Origin of the sequence: Bradyrhizobium sp. SZCCHNR1053 (assembly GCF_032381235.1) — a bacterium.
Taxonomy (GTDB): Bacteria; Pseudomonadota; Alphaproteobacteria; order Rhizobiales; family Xanthobacteraceae; genus Bradyrhizobium.
Window position 1 is genome coordinate 102,965 of sequence record NZ_JAUHJM010000007.1, and the last position, 19,153, is coordinate 122,117.

Annotated in this window: 17 protein-coding genes; 8 read left to right on the forward strand and 9 right to left on the reverse strand. The window is 66.2% G+C overall.

All coding sequences use genetic code 11. The features are described 5' to 3' along the window. Positions 1-36: 36 nt before the first annotated feature. A complete protein-coding gene (locus QX051_RS18280) occupies positions 37-2,391 on the reverse strand; it encodes a TonB-dependent receptor (protein ID WP_315777083.1) in 2,355 nt (784 codons plus the stop codon). Positions 2,392-2,718: 327 nt separating this feature from the next. Further along, complete coding sequence (locus tag QX051_RS18285; RefSeq protein ID WP_315771464.1) at positions 2,719-3,096, reverse strand: hypothetical protein; 378 nt, start codon at positions 3,094-3,096, stop codon at positions 2,719-2,721. Positions 3,097-3,562: 466 nt separating this feature from the next. On the opposite strand from QX051_RS18285, the gene QX051_RS18290 reads away from it, so the two are divergent. After that, complete coding sequence (locus QX051_RS18290) at positions 3,563-4,054, forward strand: ATP-binding protein (RefSeq protein WP_315771462.1); 492 nt, start codon at positions 3,563-3,565, stop codon at positions 4,052-4,054. Positions 4,055-4,201: 147 nt separating this feature from the next. Here QX051_RS18290 and QX051_RS18295 read toward each other — a convergent pair whose 3' ends face one another. After that, positions 4,202-4,933 carry an alanyl-tRNA editing protein gene (locus QX051_RS18295; RefSeq protein WP_315777084.1) on the reverse strand — a complete coding sequence of 244 codons (732 nt, stop codon included), beginning with the start codon at positions 4,931-4,933 and terminating at the stop codon, positions 4,202-4,204. Between the two features lie 175 nt (positions 4,934-5,108). Further along, positions 5,109-5,834 carry a hypothetical protein gene (locus tag QX051_RS18300; protein WP_315777085.1) on the reverse strand — a complete coding sequence of 242 codons (726 nt, stop codon included), beginning with the start codon at positions 5,832-5,834 and terminating at the stop codon, positions 5,109-5,111. A 60-nt stretch (positions 5,835-5,894) separates the two neighbouring features. On the opposite strand from QX051_RS18300, the gene QX051_RS18305 reads away from it, so the two are divergent. Further along, positions 5,895-7,445 (forward strand): flavin-containing monooxygenase, encoded by a 1,551-nt coding sequence (locus QX051_RS18305; RefSeq protein WP_409998111.1) that lies wholly within the window; start codon positions 5,895-5,897, stop codon positions 7,443-7,445. A gap of 237 nt (positions 7,446-7,682) precedes the next feature. Here the strand turns inward: QX051_RS18305 and QX051_RS18310 are convergent, their stop codons facing one another. After that, the gene (locus QX051_RS18310) at positions 7,683-8,138 is read right to left on the reverse strand and encodes a MarR family winged helix-turn-helix transcriptional regulator (RefSeq protein WP_315771708.1); all 456 of its coding nucleotides are present in this window, start codon (positions 8,136-8,138) and stop codon (positions 7,683-7,685) included. Between the two features lie 98 nt (positions 8,139-8,236). On the opposite strand from QX051_RS18310, the gene QX051_RS18315 reads away from it, so the two are divergent. The 3 genes from QX051_RS18315 (at position 8,237) to QX051_RS18325 (ending at position 11,487) form a co-directional block, all read left to right on the forward strand. Then, a complete protein-coding gene (locus QX051_RS18315; RefSeq protein ID WP_315777086.1) occupies positions 8,237-10,159 on the forward strand; it encodes an FAD-binding monooxygenase in 1,923 nt (640 codons plus the stop codon). A 136-nt stretch (positions 10,160-10,295) separates the two neighbouring features. Then, complete coding sequence (locus QX051_RS18320; RefSeq protein WP_315712872.1) at positions 10,296-10,541, forward strand: PilZ domain-containing protein; 246 nt, start codon at positions 10,296-10,298, stop codon at positions 10,539-10,541. Between the two features lie 85 nt (positions 10,542-10,626). Next, a complete protein-coding gene (locus QX051_RS18325) occupies positions 10,627-11,487 on the forward strand; it encodes a tetratricopeptide repeat protein (protein WP_315777087.1) in 861 nt (286 codons plus the stop codon). 82 nt (positions 11,488-11,569) lie between these two features. Here QX051_RS18325 and QX051_RS18330 read toward each other — a convergent pair whose 3' ends face one another. From QX051_RS18330 to cpaB, 4 genes are read right to left on the reverse strand one after another with little or no spacing between them, the layout of a single operon-like run. Beyond that, positions 11,570-12,838 (reverse strand): CpaE family protein, encoded by a 1,269-nt coding sequence (locus tag QX051_RS18330; RefSeq protein ID WP_315777088.1) that lies wholly within the window; start codon positions 12,836-12,838, stop codon positions 11,570-11,572. Continuing rightward, a complete protein-coding gene (locus tag QX051_RS18335; protein WP_315777089.1) occupies positions 12,835-13,572 on the reverse strand; it encodes a CpaD family pilus assembly protein in 738 nt (245 codons plus the stop codon). The genes QX051_RS18330 and QX051_RS18335 overlap by 4 nt, the downstream gene beginning before the upstream one ends. Positions 13,573-13,605: 33 nt before the next feature. Further along, positions 13,606-15,075: a type II and III secretion system protein family protein gene (locus QX051_RS18340; protein ID WP_315777090.1), complete on the reverse strand. Its 1,470-nt coding sequence runs from the start codon at positions 15,073-15,075 to the stop codon at positions 13,606-13,608. Positions 15,076-15,092: 17 nt separating this feature from the next. Further along, positions 15,093-15,905, reverse strand: coding sequence for a Flp pilus assembly protein CpaB (gene cpaB, locus QX051_RS18345; protein WP_315777091.1), 813 nt, complete (start codon positions 15,903-15,905; stop codon positions 15,093-15,095). A 671-nt stretch (positions 15,906-16,576) separates the two neighbouring features. On the opposite strand from cpaB, the gene QX051_RS18350 reads away from it, so the two are divergent. The 3 genes from QX051_RS18350 to QX051_RS18360 all read left to right on the forward strand — a co-directional run bounded on the left by QX051_RS18350 (position 16,577) and on the right by QX051_RS18360 (position 18,752). Beyond that, positions 16,577-17,269, forward strand: a complete 693-nt coding sequence (locus tag QX051_RS18350) for a PilZ domain-containing protein (RefSeq protein WP_315777092.1) — start codon at positions 16,577-16,579, stop codon at positions 17,267-17,269. A 175-nt stretch (positions 17,270-17,444) separates the two neighbouring features. Next, on the forward strand, positions 17,445-17,600 hold the full coding sequence (locus QX051_RS18355; protein WP_315738952.1) for a hypothetical protein: 156 nt from the start codon (positions 17,445-17,447) through the stop codon (positions 17,598-17,600). 222 nt (positions 17,601-17,822) lie between these two features. Continuing rightward, on the forward strand, positions 17,823-18,752 hold the full coding sequence (locus tag QX051_RS18360; RefSeq protein ID WP_315777093.1) for an aspartyl/asparaginyl beta-hydroxylase domain-containing protein: 930 nt from the start codon (positions 17,823-17,825) through the stop codon (positions 18,750-18,752). The last annotated feature ends 401 nt before the right edge of the window (positions 18,753-19,153 follow it).

The following is a 19,153-nucleotide window of genomic DNA, read 5'->3' on the forward strand; positions in this document are numbered from 1 at the left end:
CGCCGGCGGGACAGGGCGCCGATGCGAATGCCGGCGTCAGAATTCCAGGTTCGCACCCAGATAGAACGACCGCCCGGGACCGGGAACGGCGGTGCCCCACATCGTCGCGGTGCCCGATACGCCGCCGCCGGTGGCAGCGACGGTGCCGGCCTCCTTGTTGAACGACATCGATGCGCCCTCGCCGATATAGGCGCCGCCGAGCGGCAGGTAGTAGAGCTTGTTGAACAGGTTCTCGACGCCGAAGCTGATGCGCAGCTTCTGCCAGCTGTAGTTGCTGCGCAGGTTGACCAGGCCGTAGGCCGGGGTCTTGAGCTCGTTGCGCGCGACGGAGACGTCGGACTTGCGGCCCACCATCACCAGCTCGAGGCCGCTGTCCCAGCCGTCGAGCCGGTGCGTGAGCGTCAGCTTGCCGTTGATCGGCATGATGTTGTAGAGGCCGCCTCCGGTGTCGAGGTTCCTGCCGTTGGTATAGCTCAGGACACCTTTCAGGCCGAAATCGCCGATCGGCGTCCTGCCCAGCGGCACCTTGCCGGACAGATCGAAGCCGTACAGCCGTGCCTGCTGGTTCATGTACTTCATGATCACAAACTGGTTGGCGACGGCAGGCACGGCAGCGGTGTTGGTGGCGGCCTTCCACTGCACCGCATCGATGTAGTCGCGCACATGGGTGTAATAGGGTGTGAGCCGTATCTCGGCCTCATGGTCGGCGCTGTGCCAGGCGCCGGTGAAGCTCACGGTATGGGCGACCTCGGGTCTCAGATTGGGGTTTCCGAGATAGCCGTTGCCGTCGCCGACGAAATTGTTCATCTCCAGCGCCATGGTGTTGCGCGACCAGGAATAGCGTTCGTACAGATTTGGCGACCGGGTCTTCTGCATCGCGCCGAACTCGAAGGTGAGATGGGCGCTCGGCGTATTCCGGAACAGCGCCGTCAGATCGACATTGTTGTCTTTTCGCGAGCGATCCATGGCGTTGAACGCCGCGCGGGAGCCGACCGAGCTCGTCTCGTACATGCCGGACATGAACCCCGATGTCAGCGGCGTGGTGCTGGTGTTGTAGCCGACGACCGGTCCGGTGTCGGTCTCGACGCGTTCGAACCGCACGCCCAGCAGCGACAGCCAGGACGGGCTCCACTTCGCCTCCCACTCGCTGAACACACCGGCCCGGTCGCGCTTGCCGCCGTTGATGTTCCAGAACGTCAGCGGCGCCATGCCGCCGATGCAGTTGCCGACGCCGCAATCGGGGGCCGGCGGCCACCAGTCGTCGAGACGATAGGTCTGCAGGTCGACGCCGACGCGGACCACGTCGCGGGGCGACAGCGTGATGTCGGCCTTGGAGGTCAGGCCGTTGGTCTTGGTGCGCGTATACATCGGCATGCCGTTGACCGGATAGCTCGCACCCGTCGTGTTCGGCGGGCGCAGCGTGCCATACGAGAGCAGCCGATCGCCGCCGAAGTTCATGTAGTGATCGACGGACTGGTGATAGAGGCGGGTGTCCAGATCGCCCCAGTCGAACCGGCCGAGATGGTGCAGGTTGAGGCTGTAGGCATCGTTGCCCAGCATGTCCATGCGCTGGTTCGGGTAGAGCTGATAGGGGACCTCCTGCACTCCCGCCTTCAGCTCGAGGAGCTGGCCGTCCTTGCTCCAGGCGATGCCCATCATGTGGTTCCTGGTCTCGTAGGCGGATGAGCCGACCTGATCGAGGGGAAGCACCGGCGTGATCGAACTCCTCAGGGTGAAGTTCTTGAAGTTGCCGCCGGCCGTATAGTTGTCTGCCTTGACCGCAGCGCCGCTGTAGCTGACGCTGTAGTTCTCGGTGGCCATGGTGGCCGACAGGTTGACGCCGCGCACGTTGCCGTTGCTGCGGTAGAACGTGCCGATGCTGCCTTTGGTCAGCAGGCTCTGCCCCGGCGCCGCGAACAGGGCCGCCGGCGAGCTGACGGCGACGGTGCCGCCGATCGAGTCGCCGCCGACGCTCACGGGAGTGATGCCCGCCCAGACCTTGGCTGCGGCGACCTGGGCCGGATCGATGTAGGACAGCGCCGGATTCATGTGATTGGGACATGAGGCGATGGTGTCCATGCCGTCGACCTTGATGCGCAGGCGGTCGTCGGCGAGGCCATGGATCGCCGGCAGGCTCGAGACCCCGCCGGCCGAATAGAGGCTGACGCCGGGTACATCGGCAAACAGCGCAGCGGTGTCGTTCGTGACGGCGCGCTTCGCCAGGATGTCACCCGGCGCAACCGAAGTGGCGCCGGGAGGCGGGGCGACGCCGTCGGATGAGGTCGCCTGGGGCGGTGGCGCGCTTGCCGGATTGGTCGTCGCCGCAAGTGCGCCCCTGTGGCGGACGGCCGTTCGGGCGGCCGGGCGGGGCTGCGGAACAGTGACCGTCACCTGCGGCAGCGTGGCGGCAGAGCGAGCCCGCGATGGGTCCTGCGCAAGCACGGGGCTCGAAAGGGCGAATGCCAGTAGCGCAGGCGATGTCAGCACGGTGGTTGAGCGGAGCAACCGCCGCCGGACGGGTGTCGAACATTGGTCCATGATGGGATCTCGGAATAGGAATGGGAGAGGCGCCTGGCGGCGAGCGCGCCGTGGCCCCGTGAACATGTCGCGACGAGGCGGCTGCGGGCACGGCTGCGGCGACCGCCGGACGGCAGCCCACAGCGCGCGCGGACGAGACCGGCCGCATCGTGACGGGATGAGATGTCTGGAGTGATCGGCCTAGACGGCCGCCGGTGGTCCGCGAGCGACCGGCAGTTCGAGCGCGGGCCGGAGCGCCGCAACGACGTCGATCCGCTCGATCAGGATCGCCACGACCACCGGCATCGGCCGCGCCACGGCGGGTACGTGCGGGACGGTGACGCCGCGCCCGAGCGCACAGAACGGACAGCTCGCGCATTGCTTGGCCGCAGTGCCGATATCGTCCGACGGCGGACCGTCGGTGGAGCTCTGACAGATGATGGCGGTGTCGGGAGCCGCAACCGCAGCGCTCATCGCGGAGAGCGCCAGCACGGACTGGAAGATCAGGGCCCATGCCGCGAACCAGACGAGAGCGCCGCCGAGCCGCGACAGCGCTGCGCGGCGCCGCGCTGAGCGCATGCGCGCCTCACGTCGTCCTGATGCGATGCCTTGTAGTTGACGCCCCTGACGAGCCACCGACTGACGCCCCCGTCCCTCGCAACTACCTACAGGAGCGGACATCCGGTTGGCAATGGACGACACGCGGCCGGCTCGACTCCCGTCGCAGTGGATCAATTCGGCCACAGTGAAGTGACTTCAACTCATTCGCGAGCGGCCGGCGCGACTGAAACGCGCGCGGGCCATTCTTGCGAGTCGAACTCAATCGCGGCGGGGTCTCGCGACGGATGACGGCCGGGCCTGGACGCCGTCAGCGACATCTGTCAAATATAGCCTCATGACCTTCCGCATTCGCATCGCAGGCGCTGCCGTCAGCAGCCGAATTACCGACCCGGCCTGATCCGTCGGGCCGGGCGCTTCCGCCTGCGAGAATTGCCTGTGAATGCTCTTGGCGCCCGAAGAGGCGCCGTATGCGAGGTCTGTATCCGTGTCTCCCAACCAACCGACGCTGCACCTCGTGTGCGGCAAGATCGCTGCCGGCAAATCGACGCTCACTGCCGCGCTCGGCCGGCGCTCAGGCACCATTGTGATTGCCGAGGATGAGTGGCTGGCGCGGCTCTATCCCGGCGAGCAGAGCACCCTGGCCGACTACGTGCGCAATTCGTCTCGGCTGCGCAGCGTGATGGGGCCGCACGTCGTCGCGCTGTTGCGAGCCGGCGTTTCGGTCGTGCTCGACTTCCCCGCCAACACGCCGGCGAGCCGCGCCTGGATGCGCAGTCTGTTCGAAGCCGCCGGCGTGCCGCACCAATTGCATCACCTCGACGTCCCCGACGAGGTCTGCAAGGCGCGGCTGCGCGCGCGCAACGCAGAAGGCCGCCACGCCTTCACCGTGACCGACGAGGAGTTCGACCTGTTCACCTCCTACTTCGTGGCGCCGACCCCGGAGGAAGGATTCGACGTGATCGCGCATCGGACGTGATGCCGCTCGCAATAAACAGAGCGATCGTCAACGTGCTCGTAGCCCGGATGAGCGAAGCGACATCCGGGTTCACCGGCACACTGCGTGAGACCCCGGATGTCGCTTCGCTCATCCGGGCTACGCGTCGTGAGCCGCTGCAAGTCGCTCCTAAGCGCTGTGCATTCCGATCCTGAAGCGCCGATTCTGCCGGCCCTTGTTGTCCACTTTCACGATGCGGATGGGCCGGGCCTGCGCCGTCGAGACCAGATGCGTGCCGCCGCAGGCTTGGCGGTCGAGGCCGTCGATGTCGACGATGCGGATCAGGCCGTCGGCCTGGCGTGGCGGGGCGACGGATTTGGCGCGGAACAGGCCAGCGGTCGCCTGCGCCTCGTCGTAGCCCATGTCGAAGGCGCGGACCGGGCGGTCGTCGGCGATCGCGGCGTTGACCGCATCCTCCACCGCGCGCAGCTGCTCCGGCGCCACCTTGGGCAGATCGAAATCGACACTGAACTCGTCGGTCTCGGTCATGCGGACGCCGGTCAGCAGCGCGCCGTCGAACAGCGTGTAGACGGCGCTGTTGACGAGATGCGCCACCGTGTGCTGCTCGCTCATGCGCTGCCGGAACGCCGGATCGACGCGCAGCTCGATCGCCCCGTCCGGGATGGCGTCATCACCGATCAGGTGCCAGATGCCGTCGGCGGTCGGCTCGAACCCGGTGACGACGCGGACGATCCCGTTCCACGCGATCGTGCCGCGGTCCGGCAACTGGCCGCCGCCGCCGGGATAGAACGGCGAGCGCGCCACCAGCACCGCGCCGGGGCGCGCGTCGAGCGCGGTGATGTCGAGATCCAGCACGTCGGGACGATCGACAGCGAAAGGGCGGGGCAGGAAGTCGGTCATGCAGAACGGCTCGCAATCGCATAGCCCGGATGAGCGGAGCGACATCCGGGTTCATCGAGACGGCGAGTGAGGCCCCGCATATGGCTGCGCTCATGCGGGCCACGAAGCTACGACGATACGCAGCATCGCGGCGCTGTGCAAATGGCCGTTCCTGTCTCGGCCGCAGCGCCGGGTCTCAGCGGCATGCCGCCACCGTGAACCACGCCATGCGAAACGCGCCATCGCCCAGGCGCAGGCACACGGTGTCGCCCGGCTGCAACCTTTCGTACAGCGCCTGCGCAACATGTGCATCGGTGGTTCTCGCGAACGGGCCCCACGGCTCGAGCGTCACCTGATGCGTGGCGAGCCGGCTATGGCCGAGATGCTTGGCGAGCACACGGCTGCGCAGCAGCGCCGGCGCCGAGCGGTCGAGCGCGGTGTTGAACTGGCCAAGCGCCCCGAACGCATAGGCGGCGACGAAGAGAGCGGCGAGCAGCAGTCGCCAGCCGCGGCGGCGGAACTGGGTTTCGAACCGCGCGGCGACGATGAGGAAAATGATCGCGACCGCGGTCGCGAAGGCCGTCAGCGGCAGCCAGTCGACGAGGTTGATGTCCGACAGCGTGCGCGCGGCGAGCGTGCCGGCCGCCACGATGCAACCGGTGCCGAGATTGGCGCCGTAGCCGGAGCCGAGGCCGATGCGGAACCGGCCGGGAAAGCGCAAGGTGAGGACGAGCGCCAGCAGCGGGATGACGGTGACGACCGCGATCAGCTGGCCGGCCGGAAAGCTCGGGAAGAGCGACCAGGCTGCGAGCCCGATTGCGAACAGCGAAAAGCCCAGGGCGATGCGCTGCGACGGCGCGCCACTGCCGTCCCGGCTGTCGCTGTCGCCGGGCCTGTCGTCGCGCGGGTGGGGAGCGTTCATCACCAGATCCGTATCGAGGGTGTTTCCCGCTGATAGCGAAGGAGGGTTGACCGACGACGAATGCGCCGGCGATTTGACAGCGACGAGCCGGGTTGCGACTGTCCGCAGCCAGAGCAAGAAAGCCGCACCAGGAAACGCCAGGAACACCTCATGTCAACAGAGCATGTCGACGTGCTGATCGTCGGCGCCGGGCTGTCCGGCATCGCCGCCGCCTATCATCTGCAGCACAAGTGCCCGGGCAAGCGCTTCGCGATCCTGGAGGGGCGGGGCGCGATCGGCGGCACATGGGACCTGTTCCGCTATCCCGGCATCCGCTCCGACAGCGACATGTACACGCTCGGCTATTCGTTCAAGCCGTGGACCGATCCGAAGGCGATCGCCGACGGGCCGCAGATCCTGAAATACGTCCAGGACACCGCGACCGATAACGGCATCGATCGCCACATCCGGTTCAACCATCGGGTCCGGCGCGCGTCGTGGTCGAGCGCGGACGCACGCTGGACCGTCGAGGCCGAGCGCCGGACGGAGCAGGGCACGGTCGAGACCGTGCGGATGACCTGCGGCTTTCTGTTCATGTGCTCCGGCTACTACCGCTACGAGTCGGGCTATCTGCCGGACTTCAAGGGCATGGCCGATTTCAAGGGCCGCATCGTGCATCCGCAGGCCTGGCCTGAGGATCTCGACTATGCCGGCAAGCGCGTCGTCGTGATCGGCTCCGGCGCGACCGCGGTCACATTGGTGCCGGCGATGGCGAAGTCCGCCGCGCATGTGACGATGCTGCAGCGCTCACCGACCTATGTGGTGTCGCGCCCGGCGCAGGACGCGCTCGCCAACAAGCTGCGCCGGCATCTGCCCCCTGGCCTCGCCTATCACCTGATCCGCTGGCGCAACGTGCTGTTCGGGATGTATTTCTTCCAGCTCAGCCGGCGCAAGCCGCAGCGGGTCAAGCAGCTGATCCTGGGCGGGGTGCGCGCCGCGCTGGGTCCCGATTACGACGTCGCCACCCATTTCACGCCGCGCTACAACCCGTGGGACCAGCGGTTGTGCCTGGTGCCGGACGGCGACCTGTTCAAGACCATTCGCGAGCAGCGCGCCTCGGTGGTGACGGCCGGGATCGAGACCTTCACCGAGCGCGGCCTGCGCCTCGCCGACGGCCGCGAAATCGAGGCCGATATCGTGGTCACCGCGACCGGGCTGGTGCTGCAGGTGCTCGGCGGCATCGAGGTCGTCGTGGATGGCCGCACCGTCGATTTCGCGAAGACGCTCAACTACAAGGGCATGATGTATTCCGACGTGCCGAATCTGGCGGCGACGCTCGGCTACACCAACGCGTCCTGGACGCTGAAATGCGATCTGACCTGCGAATATGTGTGCCGGCTGCTCAACTACATGGACCGGCACGGCTACCGCCAATGCGTGCCGCGCAATGACGATGCCAGCGTTACGCCGCTGCCGTCGCTGAGCTTCAGCTCCGGGTATGTGCAGCGCTCGATTGCCGATTTGCCCAAGCAAGGCTCGAAGCGGCCGTGGCGGCTGTACCAGAACTACGCCCTCGACATCGTCTCGCTGCGCTTCGGCAAGGTCGACGACGGCGTGATGCGGTATTCGTGAGGGCAGGGGGGCGTGCGGGTGAGTGTTTTATCGATGCCGCGCTCGCGGGGTCTCATGGTTCGAGACGGCGCGCTTCGCGCCTCCTTACCATGAGGATCTTAGATCTCGCCGCGTAACAAGTCCTCATCCTGAGGAGTCCGCCGGAGGCGGGCGTCTCGAAGGATGGCTACAGCGACGGTGTGAGCTCCAATTTATCCGATGCGAACGTCCGCCTCGCCTCGCCTGGCGGAGCAGCGCTCACCGCTCCGTCGCAGCCCCGTCCCGCAGCGGCGCGCGGCTGAGATCGTTGCCGGCGGCGATGGCTTTCTGGAGCAGGCGGGTCAGCTCGCTGGCCTCGCTCTCGCTGAGCCCACGCACCATCAGCCGCTGCGCGGCTTCGACCGCCGGCGTGATCGCCGCCAAGGTGCGCCGTCCCTCGTCGGTGATCCGCAGTTCGCGCGAGCGCCGGTCGCGGGTGCTGGCTTGACGGAGCACGAGGCCCTTCTGTGCGAGCCGGTCGATCACGCCGGTGATCGTGGTGCGGTCATAGGCGATCAGGCCGGCGAGCGTGATCTGGTCGATGGCCGGGTTGGCCGCGATCGCCGCCAACGCTGCGTATTGCACCGGCGTGAGGTCGAAGCCGGCCGCTTCCACCTCCGCCAGGAACACCGCCACGGCGATCTGCTGAAACCGGCGTGCCAGGTGCCCCGGCATGTCCCGCATCTCGGTCAATTCGAATCTCCTGTTACCAGCTTGACAAGCATACTGATGATCAGCATACTGATCAATAAGGAACGGCGGAGGATGGTCACGTGCAGTTTCATCTCAACGGCTTCCAGCCGGGCGATCCCGAGATCTTCGACGCGGCCGAACGTGTCGCGAGCGCCGGCGCGACCAGCCCGCTGCCGCCCGAAGCCGATGTCCTCATCGTCGGCTGCGGCCCGGCGGGGTTGAACCTCGCTGCCCAGCTTTCCGCTTTTCCGGACATCAGGACCTGCATCGTCGAGCAGAAGCCGGGCCGGCTGCTGCTCGGCCAGGCCGACGGCATCGCCTGCCGCACCATGGAGATGTTCCAGGCCTATGGTTTTGCCGAGAAAGTGCTGAGGGAAGCGTGCTGGATCAACGAGACCACGTTCTGGAAGCCGAGCGACCAAGACAGCAAGCATATCGCGCGCAGCGGTCGCGTGCAGGACGTCGAGGACGGCCTGTCGGAGATGCCGCATGTCGTGCTCAACCAGGCTCGGGTCCACGATTTCTTCCTGGACGTGATGCGCCGGTCGGCCGCGAAGCTCGAGCCGCATTACGCGCGGCGACTGCGTGATCTGCGGATCGATCCGGCCACAGGCGTCGACGCACACGGCGTGACCGTCAGCTTCGATCGCATTGATCCGGAGCATGAAGGCCAGGTGGAGACGGTGCGCGCGCGCTACGTCGTCGGCTGTGATGGCGCGCGCAGCGTCGTGCGCAAGGCGATCGGCCGCGAGCTGCACGGGGATTCCGCCAATCATGCCTGGGGCGTCATGGACGTGCTCGCCGTGACCGATTTTCCCGACATCCGCTTCAAGTCGCTGATCCAGTCCGCCAAGGATGGCAGCCTGCTGGTGATCCCGCGCGAGGGCGGCTATCTGGTCCGGCTGTATGTCGAGCTTGCCAAGCTCGAGGTCGGCGAGCGCGTGGCGGGGCGCAACATCACCGTCGACGAAGTGATCGCCAAGGCACGGCGCATTCTCGCGCCATATACGCTCGAAGTGAAGGAGGTCGCGTGGTGGTCGGTCTATGAGATCGGCCAGCGCATCACCGACAAGTTCGACGACGTGCCGGAGGCCGAGGTCGCAACGCGGCTGCCGCGCGTGTTTATCGCCGGCGACGCCTGCCACACCCACAGCCCGAAGGCGGGGCAGGGCATGAACGTGTCGATGCAGGACACGTTCAATCTCGGCTGGAAGCTCGCCGCCGTCCTGGGCAAGCGTTGCGCGCCGCAGCTCCTGCACAGCTATTCGGCGGAGCGGCGGGCCATCGCCCAGGAGCTGATCGATTTCGATCGCGAATGGGCAGGAATTCTTGCCTCCGCCGCCAAGCAGGGCGGCGCCGATGCGGCCAAGACCCAGGACTATTTCGTGCGCCACGGCCGCTACACGGCGGGCACCGCCACGCACTATCGACCCTCCGTTCTCACCGGCGACGACACCTTCCAGCCGCTCGCCGCCGGCTTCGTCATCGGCAAGCGCTTTCACTCGGCGCCGGTGATCCGGCTCGGCGATGCCAAGCCGGTGCAGCTCGGCCATGTCGTCCAGGCTGACGGCCGCTTCCGCATCTTTGCGTTCGCGGCGGCGGAGGATCCAGCCGCGCCGGAGTCCGCCATCCGCCGCCTGTGCAAATTCCTCAGCGAGGATTCGGCCTCGCCCGTGCGCCGTCACACCCAGGCGGGCGCCGACATTGATTCCGTGATTGATTTGCGCGCCGTGTTCCAGCAGGGGCATCGCGAGCTCGCGCTCGAACACATGCCGGAGCTGCTGCTGCCGCGGAAGGGGCGTTACGGCCTCATCGACTACGAGAAGATGTTCTGTGCCGATCTGAAGAGCGGTCAGGACATCTTTGCGATGCGCGGCATCGATCGCGCGGCGGGCTGCATCGTGATCGTGCGGCCCGATCAGTATGTCGCCGACGTCCTGCCGCTCGACGGCGTCAGGAGACTGTCGGCGTATTTCGACGGCGTGCTGCTGCCGGTCCGCTGAGGCACGCCGATGGTAAACGAAACCCAAATCCGCCCCTCGGATTTCCGGGCTTTGCGCTAGTCAGATCCCAAGGTTTCCTTGCTACAAACGAGGTCTCCGGAATGGACGATTGAGTGGGTGAGACGTCGAAATGTTGATGTTGGCGAACCGTCGCAAGAGTGAACGTCGGCTGTGCAGGAGGATCGCGAAGATTCACTATGGCAACGGCAGCCTGCCGCGGGACTGCACGGTCACGGATATTTCCGACGGCGGCGTCAAGGTGATCGCCGAATTCGTCGAGATTCCCCCGCAGTTCACCATCGTCTTCGCGCCCGACCACCAGCGCAAGTGCCGGCTGGCCTGGCGCATCGGCTGCGAGTTCGGCGCCGAATTCATCGATTGAGGCGGGCCGGCCGCGCCCGCTTAACGGGACCTTAGGGTTAATCTGCCAGCGTGCAGATCATCTGGTCCCGAAGTAGTTCAGTTGCATGCGTACGCGGCCCCTTCGCTCTCTCCCTCTGCTCCGGCCGGCCGCGTTCGCGCTGTCGTTCACGGCCGTGCTGCTCGGTCTCGGCGCCTGCCAGACCAGCGAGGTCACGGGGGCACTGGGCGGCAATCCCGAAAAGAGCCGCGCGGCCGCCGCCGACCCGCGCGCCGAGATCGATCAGCTCCGCGAGCGCTTCCGCGCCAATCCCAACGATCCCGAGGTGGCGCTGCGCTATGGCAGCGCCCTGCGCGGCACCGGCCAGCGCTCGCAGGCCGTCGCCGTGCTGGAGCAGGCGAGCATCGCCAGCCCCGGCAACAAGGCGCTGCTGGCGGCCTACGGCCGTGCGCTTGCCGACAACGGCAATTTCCAGCAGGCGTTCGACGTGCTCAGCCGCGCGCATTCGCCCGAGGATCCCGACTGGCGCATCCTGTCGGCGCAGGGCGCCACGCTCGACCAGATGGGGCGCAACGAGGAGGCCCGGCAATACTACATGACGGCGCTGAAGATCGCCCCTGACGATCCCTCGGTGCTGTCCAATCTCGGCCTGTCCTACGCGCTCTCCAACGAACTGCCCAAGGCCGAGGAGCAGTTGCGCAAGGCCAGCGCACATCCCGATGCCAGCCCGCGGGTCCGGACCAATCTCGCCGTCATCGTCGGGCTGCAGGGCCGGATGAGCGAGGCCGAGAGCATCGCGCGTTCAGGGCTGCCGCCGGAGCAGGCCAATGCCAGCGTCGCCTATGTGAAGCGCATCCTGGAGCGCCGCAAGATCGCGCAGCGCGAGCTGTCGCCGCGCCGCGACCGTCCGGTGGCCGGCGAGCCCGACAAGGCGCTGGCGCGGGCGCTCAGCCGGTCCGACGACTAGAGCATGATCCGGAAAAGTGGAAACCGGTTTTCCCTCGCGACAAACGCCAAAGGCGTTTGCGCGGAGATCATGATCTAAGGCGCTATTTCGCGCCGAGCAGTTTCGCGATTGGCGCCAGCAGCGATCCGCGCTGCGGCTTGTGGTCGATCCGTCCCGTGAGCCGGTTCGCGATGTCCTGGAACAGTTTTGGCGTGCGGCTCAGCCCCGATATCTCCGCGATCATCTGGCCGTTGTTGGCGGCGGTGCCGAACAGCTTGCAGTCGAACGGGATGACCGCGACCGGCTCGGCCTCGACGGTCTTGGCGAAGCGCTTCAGGTCGATCTCCGGCCGCTTGGGCATGCCGACCTGGTTCAGGCAATACAGCGGCGGCCGGTCGTTCGGGCGCGAGGCCTTGAGCACGCTCAGGAGATTCTTGGCGTTGCGCAGGTTCGCCAGATCGGGCTCGGCGACCACGAGGATGTCGTCGGCATTGATCAGCGCATGCCGCGTCCAGGCCGACCATTGGTGCGGCACGTCGAGCACGATGCATTGCTGGGTCATGCGCAGGGTGTCGAAGATCGCGTCGAACGCATCGGCGCCGAAATCATAGACGCGGTCGAGCGTCGCGGGGGCAGCGAGCAGGTTGAGATTTTCGGTGCATTTGGCGAGCAGGCGCTCCATCAGCGCCGTATCCGGCCGGTCCGGCTGGAACACGGCGTTGGCGATGCCCTGCAGCGGATCCTGGTTGTAGTCCAGTCCCGCGGTGCCGAACGCCATGTCGAGATCGATGACGACGGAATCCAGCGTCAGGTCGCGCGCCATGCTCCAGGCGACGTTGTGGGCGACGGTGGAGGCGCCGACGCCGCCCTTGGCGCCGACCACGGCGATGATGCGGCCGGTGATGACGGCCTCCGAGGCCGAGAACAGGCTGCAGACCGAGCGGATCACGTCGATGGTCTCGACCGGGCCGATTACATAGTCGTTGACGCCGCGCCGGACCAGCTCGCGATAGGCGACGCCGTCGGACGGGCTGCCGATCAGCACCACGCGGGTGCCGGGATCGCAGACGCTGGCGAGGTCGTCGAGGCCGCCGAGAATGTCGCCGCCGGGCCTGGTCTCGATCAAGATGACGTTCGGCGTCGGCTGCGAGTGATAGGTCTCGATGGCGCGCGGCATGCCGCCCGCCTTGATCGTGATGTGGGCCTTGCCGAGCCTTCGGTCCTGGCTCGCCGCGAGGATCGCGGCCGAGGTCTGGTCGGTTTCGCAGAATGCCTGCACCGAGACGCGCGGGACCGGCGCGATGTGATCGTCGAGGGCCGGGCCGGTGGGGCCGGGCTGCTCATCCTGGCTCTGACGGGACGCGTTGATCATTTGCCTGTATCGCTGAGCTTGGCCTTGTCTGACTCCGGATACGCCACCGCGGTCGACTCGCCCTTGCGGTACTTCTCGAACAGCGCGGAGCGGCGCGGCGTGTAGGCGGCCATCTCCGAGCGCGGCTGCTCGAGATCGGCCGGGTTGTCGATCATCGCAGCGAGATTGCGCTGCGTGGCGCAGCCGAAATTCTGATAGTGCTGGTTGCTGCTGTAGCCGGGATTGTTGATATTCGGCCCGAGATCGTCGGGCCACAGCCCGCAGGGACCGGCGACGGCGGCGATCTTCGGATAGCTCAGCCGGATGACGGCGAGCTGCCGCGGATCGTCAGGCATGGTGTTGCGCATCGAGATCGCGTGCGAGGGCACGCCGCCGGCGGTCAGCACGGCGCGGATCTCGCGATAGGCGTCGGCCGCGGCGCGCGCATTCGACGTGCCTGCCGGCACCTCCGCCATGATCCCGCCGGTGCCTTCGCGCAGCCATGAGCGCGCGAGCCCCGCGACGTCCACGCGCTGCTGGTAGGTCAGGCCGCCGCGGCCGTTGCCGATGAAGACGACGGTCGACTGCCGGCCTTCCTCGATCGCGATCGGATGGCGGATCTTGTAGTCGTCCGGGATCGTCGCGACGACCTCGCCGGTGGTGGTGTTGCAGGCGCCGAGCGTGAGCGCCAGCCCCGCGATGGCGCCGATCCGGCGCAGCGTGCGTCCGCCGCCTGGTGTGGATGTTGCCGACATGATCGTTCCCCCGTGCCCCGTCGTCCCGCAATCTCAGTCGATGATGAAGCCGAAGCCGGCCGGCTGCCCCGTGGCCGCGTCGACCCTGGCGGCGATGCCGTACAGCCGGTTCATGCGGCCGAGCAGCGCCGACTCCGAGTCGGTGGCCGGCGCGAAGCCGTCGTCCGGACGCGACAGCTCCTTCTGCGCCACGGCGCGCACGACATAGGGCGTCACCAGCACCATCAGCTCGGTCTCGTTGTTGACGTAGTCCTGGCTGCGGAACAGCTGGCCGAGCACCGGCAGCTGGTTGAGCCCGGGCAGGCCGTTGATCGCCTGCTTGGTCTGGTTCTGGATCAGGCCGGCCATCGCCATCGAGCCGCCGGAGGGGATCTCGACCGTGGTCTCGGCGCGGCGGGTGCGGATCGCGGGGATCGTCACCGACGAGGTCGAGGCCGAGGTCAGCGCATACGACACCGTGATCGCATTGTCGTTCGACAGCTCCGACACCTCCGTCATCACCCGCAGGCTGATGCGTCCTTCGCTGAGCACGACCGGCGTGAAGTTGAGCGAGATGCCGAACTTCTTGTAGGTGATCGAGGTGCTGCAGACCCGCGTGGTGGGATCGCAGGAATAGCCGCCGGGAATCGGGAATTCGCCGCCCGCGATGAAGGTCGCGGATTCGCCGGAGATCGCGGTCAGATTGGGCTCGGCCAGCGTCTTGGTCACGCCCGCCGTCTCCATCGCGCGCATCGTCGCCGAGACCGACGACAAGCCGCCGCCGGTGGCGGAGAGGCCGTTGGTGCCGACCAGCGACCTGCCATAGGCGGTGAACGGGTTGGTGTTGTTGAAGTTCACGACCGCGGTGCCGTAGGTCATGCTGGCGCTGAGATCGATGCCGAGCTGCTTGACGATCTCGCGCCGGACCTCCGACACGTTGACCTTCAGCATCACCTGGTCGCGGCCGCGCACGACGATCGAGTTGACCACCTTGTCGGCACCGCCGACGAGGCGAGCGGCGATCTCGCTGGCTTGCTGCGCCTCGACCGGGCTCGACACCGAGCCGGTCAGGATCACGCCCTCGCCGACGCCGTCGATCTTGACGCCGGGAATGCTCTGGCTCAGCGCCTGGCGCACGCCGTTGAGATCGCGCTTGATCGCGATGTCATAGGCCGCGACCTGCTGTCCCTCGCCGTCGAAGAACACGACGTTGGTCTGGCCGACCGCCGCGCCGATGATGTAGGCGCGCCGGGCCGAACGGACGACGGCGTTGGCGACCTTGGGATCGGCGACCAGCACGTCCTTGACGTCCTGCGGGAAGTCGACGACCACGGACTTGCCGATGCCGAGCGAGAGGAAGCGAACCTTCGACGACCCGACCGACACCACAGGCGTCTCCAGCCTGTCGTCAGCCGCCTTCACCGGCTTCAGCGCCGGATTGAGCGCGAGGCCGATCACGGCCGATGTCGATAGCGCGCGGACGACCCACGTCCCGAATTTTGCGCGTTGATGCCCACCCATCATCTTCCTCGTCCTTTCGGTCACTTCTGCGCCGTGAGCGAGCTCGTGATCCCATAGCGAATGATCTCGATGGCGCTGCCCCGTCGCGCCATCTGCTGCTGTTGCTGCATCTCGGTCTTGTTGCCGTCGGCGGCGTTCACGTCGGCGATGCTGCGCAGCGCCAGCGCCAGCGAGCCGGCCTGTCGCGCGCGCGCCAGGGTCTCGGCCTGCTCGGGCTTGAGCTCGAGCGTCACCGTCTTGCCGACGACGGTGTTCTGGCCTTCCTTCTCCTTCGGCGCCTGGTCGATCGCGAGCACGCGGACGTTGGAGAGAATGATCTCGGAGCTGACGAAGTCGGCGGCACCGGGCTTGTCCGGATTCTTGTCGCGCTTCGACAGGATGACGTCGACGCGGTCGTTCGGCAGGATGAAGCCGCCGGCGCCGGTCTCGGGCGAGATCTCGGTGGAGATCGCGCGCATGCCTGCAGGCAGGATCGCCGCCATGAAGCCGGAGCCGTCCGCCTTCACCAGCTTCTGCTCGCGGATCGGCTCGCCGATCACGAACGGCGAGCGGGCGATGGTGCCGACCAGCTGATTGGCCGCCTCGGGACGGTCGCCGCGCCGGATGAAGATGTTGCTCGCGGCCTCGGGCCAGGTCTGCCAGATCAGGTCGCCGGGCTTGATCGCCTGACCGAGCCCGATGTCGTTCTTGGCGACCAGCACCTCGACCGTCGGCAATTGCACGACCGGCGCCGCCGGCGTCTGCCGCTGGCCGTCGGAATTGCTGACCAGATAGGCCGCAACGCCGCCCGCGCCGAGAGCGATGGTTAACACCACGATGCGTGCGGTCATCATACGCGTGACTACTTTGCTTACTCATACGCCTGGGGCGACGCGCGAGCCGACTGACAGCCGTCCCCCTCACTTACGACTAAGCGGCAATAGTATATGCGAAATTGAACAGCATAGGCGGCAGCGGCTGCCGTGCGGACCGATTGCGCAAGTGGTGAACAGGTTGTTAGCGAGCAAATAGCGAAACGACGCGAACGTGTTAGCTGTTTGCTGGCGGCGCGGTTGCGCGCGCTGATAGTTGCTCACTCGATTGAATGAAATTGTGAGTTGCAACCGCGCCTCGTTGGTCGCCCGTTAGGATGAATCATTGACTAATCACGTTGAACGCGAACGCACTCTCATCGTGAGACGGTGTGCGTCGTGACGCGATCGCGCCGCGGCTGATGCGATCAGCCGTTCGTGCCTGGAACGAACACGTGCCGCGCCCCACCGTAATCTGACGGGCCGGCATTTTCAGAAAGCGGAAACGGGTTGGACATACGATTCCGTTGAGCGGGATTTCCGTTTCGGATTCAGATTTCCTCAAGAATTTGCGCGCACGGTCCGGGGCATGGCGGCTTTGCCCATTTCGAGTTAGTTCGACCGAAAATGCACGCAGAAATTGTAACAAGCACATCGTGCCTCGGCGGGGGCCGGGCCATCGGGGACATCATGGGTTCGAGGGGAGACGTGCAATGTCGGTTGCTCGATTCCTGAAGCAGCGCGCGGTCAGGATTCAGACGGTCGGGTCCTACACGCTTTCGAACTGGTATTCCCCGGAAGGACGGCTGCGATCCTTCGCCTGCCGCACCACGCGGGTGTCGCCGTTTCGCGCGCTGCTCGAGGTGCCCGTGGTCGGCAAGGTCGGCGATCGTCTGACCTCGTATTTCCGCGACTTCGGCAAGTTCGAAGGCGAGATCAGCGACACCGTGCATGGCGGCTTTCTGCTCGAGCTGGAGATGACGCGCGCCGAGCGCGCCAAGCTCGCCGAGAAGCTGGTCTGGCTGGAGAAGAAGCAGAAGGATCCGTCGATCCGCGACTCCCGCCGCGATGCGCGCTTCGTGCCGAACTCGCCGCATTCGGCGCTGACGCTCGCCGACGGCCGTTGCATCCCGTGCTTCGTGATCGATGCCTCGATGTCGGGCGCGGCGGTCTCGGCGGAGATCCAGCCGGAGATCGGCACGCCGCTGGCGGTCGGCAGTTGCATCGGCCGCGTCATCAGGCATTTCCCCAGTGGCTTCGCCGTCCGCTTCGTCGACCAGTTGGCCGGCGCCAACGAGCTCGAACGGCGGGTGATCACGCCGCCGGCGCGCCCGATGCGGCGGAAGCTCTTGGTCCACGGCGATGACCGCCTGATCGGAGCGCCCGAGGACTTCTTCCTGGTGTGACGGCGGCGCTCCTGCGGCGTTCGACGGCGGCCGCTCCGGCCTGCGCGGTTTCGCGTATGGAGCGAAGGCGGAAATCGCGGCATGGGAACTGGAGGCCGTCCGCACGGTTAACGCGATGTTAATCGGCATCGTGAAAGCTTGCGTTGCCGGGTGCATTGCCAGGAGGACCAGTCCCATGGAGGCCCAGAAGACCGCGGTGGATGCCATCGTCGTCCTCACCGGCTGCGACCGCGACGCGGTGGCCGTCTTCATCCGCCGCATGTATCTCGCCGGCGTCCGGGACCCCAAGCGGCTGACCTTCAAGGGCCTGCAGGAGCTGACGCGGGCTTAGCATGATTGCAGCCGGGGCCGGCGACTGTTGCAGCCGGGTCACGCCGCAGAACTTTCAACCCCGATTCCCGTTCACAACCCATGTGCGAAGGGATGCGGCCGGCCGCGCTTGCGGCTAAATTGAGGCGCTTGGCCGGCATCAGAGCACCATCTGAATCCTCGCCCAGAAGGCGACACGGTTCTGCGCAACGCGCTCTGAGCGGCCGGATCATGGGTCCCGGACATGCTCAGACAGCTCTTCGCGCCACAGCTCATCGGCCTCTACATCCTGATCGGGGCCACCCTCTACGTCCATTTCCGCGGCAAGCAGCGGCTGCGCTTTGCCCGCCAGCTCGGCGACCACTCGACCTATCTCGCCCCCTACAACGTGCTGATGTATGCCGGCTCGGCCGTGCCCAACACGCCGGTGATCCCGGTCGAGCAGTTTCCCGAGCTGAAGACGCTCACCGACAATTGGCAGGAGATCCGCGAGGAGGCGGTACGGCTGTTCGACGAGGGCTTCATCCGCGCCGCCGCCGCCAACAACGACTGGGGCTTCTACTCGTTCTTCAAGAGCGGCTGGAAGCGCTTCTATCTGAAATGGTACGACGACTTCCTGCCGTCGGCGCGCACGCTGTGCCCGAAGACGGTGGAGCTTTTGAATGCGATCCCGAGCGTGCACGGCGCGATGTTCGCGATGCTACCGCCCGGCGGCAAGCTCGGCGCCCACCGCGATCCCTTCGCCGGCTCGCTGCGCTATCACTTAGGGCTCGTCACGCCGAACTCCGACAAGTGTCGCATCCTGGTCGACGGCGTGCCCTGCGTCTGGCGCGACGGCGAGGCCTTCATGTTCGACGAGACCTTCATCCACAGCGCCGAGAACTTAACCGAAATCAACCGCATCATCCTGTTCTGCGACGTCGAGCGCCCGATGAAGCTCGGCTTCATCGCCGCCATCAACCGCTGGGTCAGCCACCACATCGTCAAGGCCTCGGCGACGCAGAACGTCGAGGGCGAGCATGTCGGCGTGCTGAACAAGGTGTTCGGCAAGCTGTACGAGTTTCACTTGGCCACGCGCAAGGTGAAGGCGTGGAACAGGACGGTGTACTACACGGCGAAGTACACGCTGACGGTGGCGATCGTCGGGGCGATCGTGGTGTCGGCGTTTCGGTGAGGGGGGACAGAGTAGGGCGGATTAGCGGAGCGTAATCCGCAGTTGATGCGTCGCGCATGGATGGCAGGTTACGTCCACGGCTAACCTACGGCTTTCTAATGAATACCTGATAGTTTGGAGCGCGCACTCGGCGTGATCGAAGGGTTACGTCTGCTCTATCACGTTCGCGGCCAAGTTCGTGCGGCAATGCAATATATCACCCTGCTCATAGTAATCGGTGGGGTTAGCTTCTTTGCAGGAAGGCACGATCCAGTCCGAATCGGTCGGCCACCCTATCTCGCGCTTATCCGGCCTTTTCAAATTCTTCCTATATCATATCGCGTAAACGAGCACCAATATGGGGGACGATCCCCGATTTTGATAAGCGTCATGCAGCCTATGATTGAACGTCTTGGAAGGAT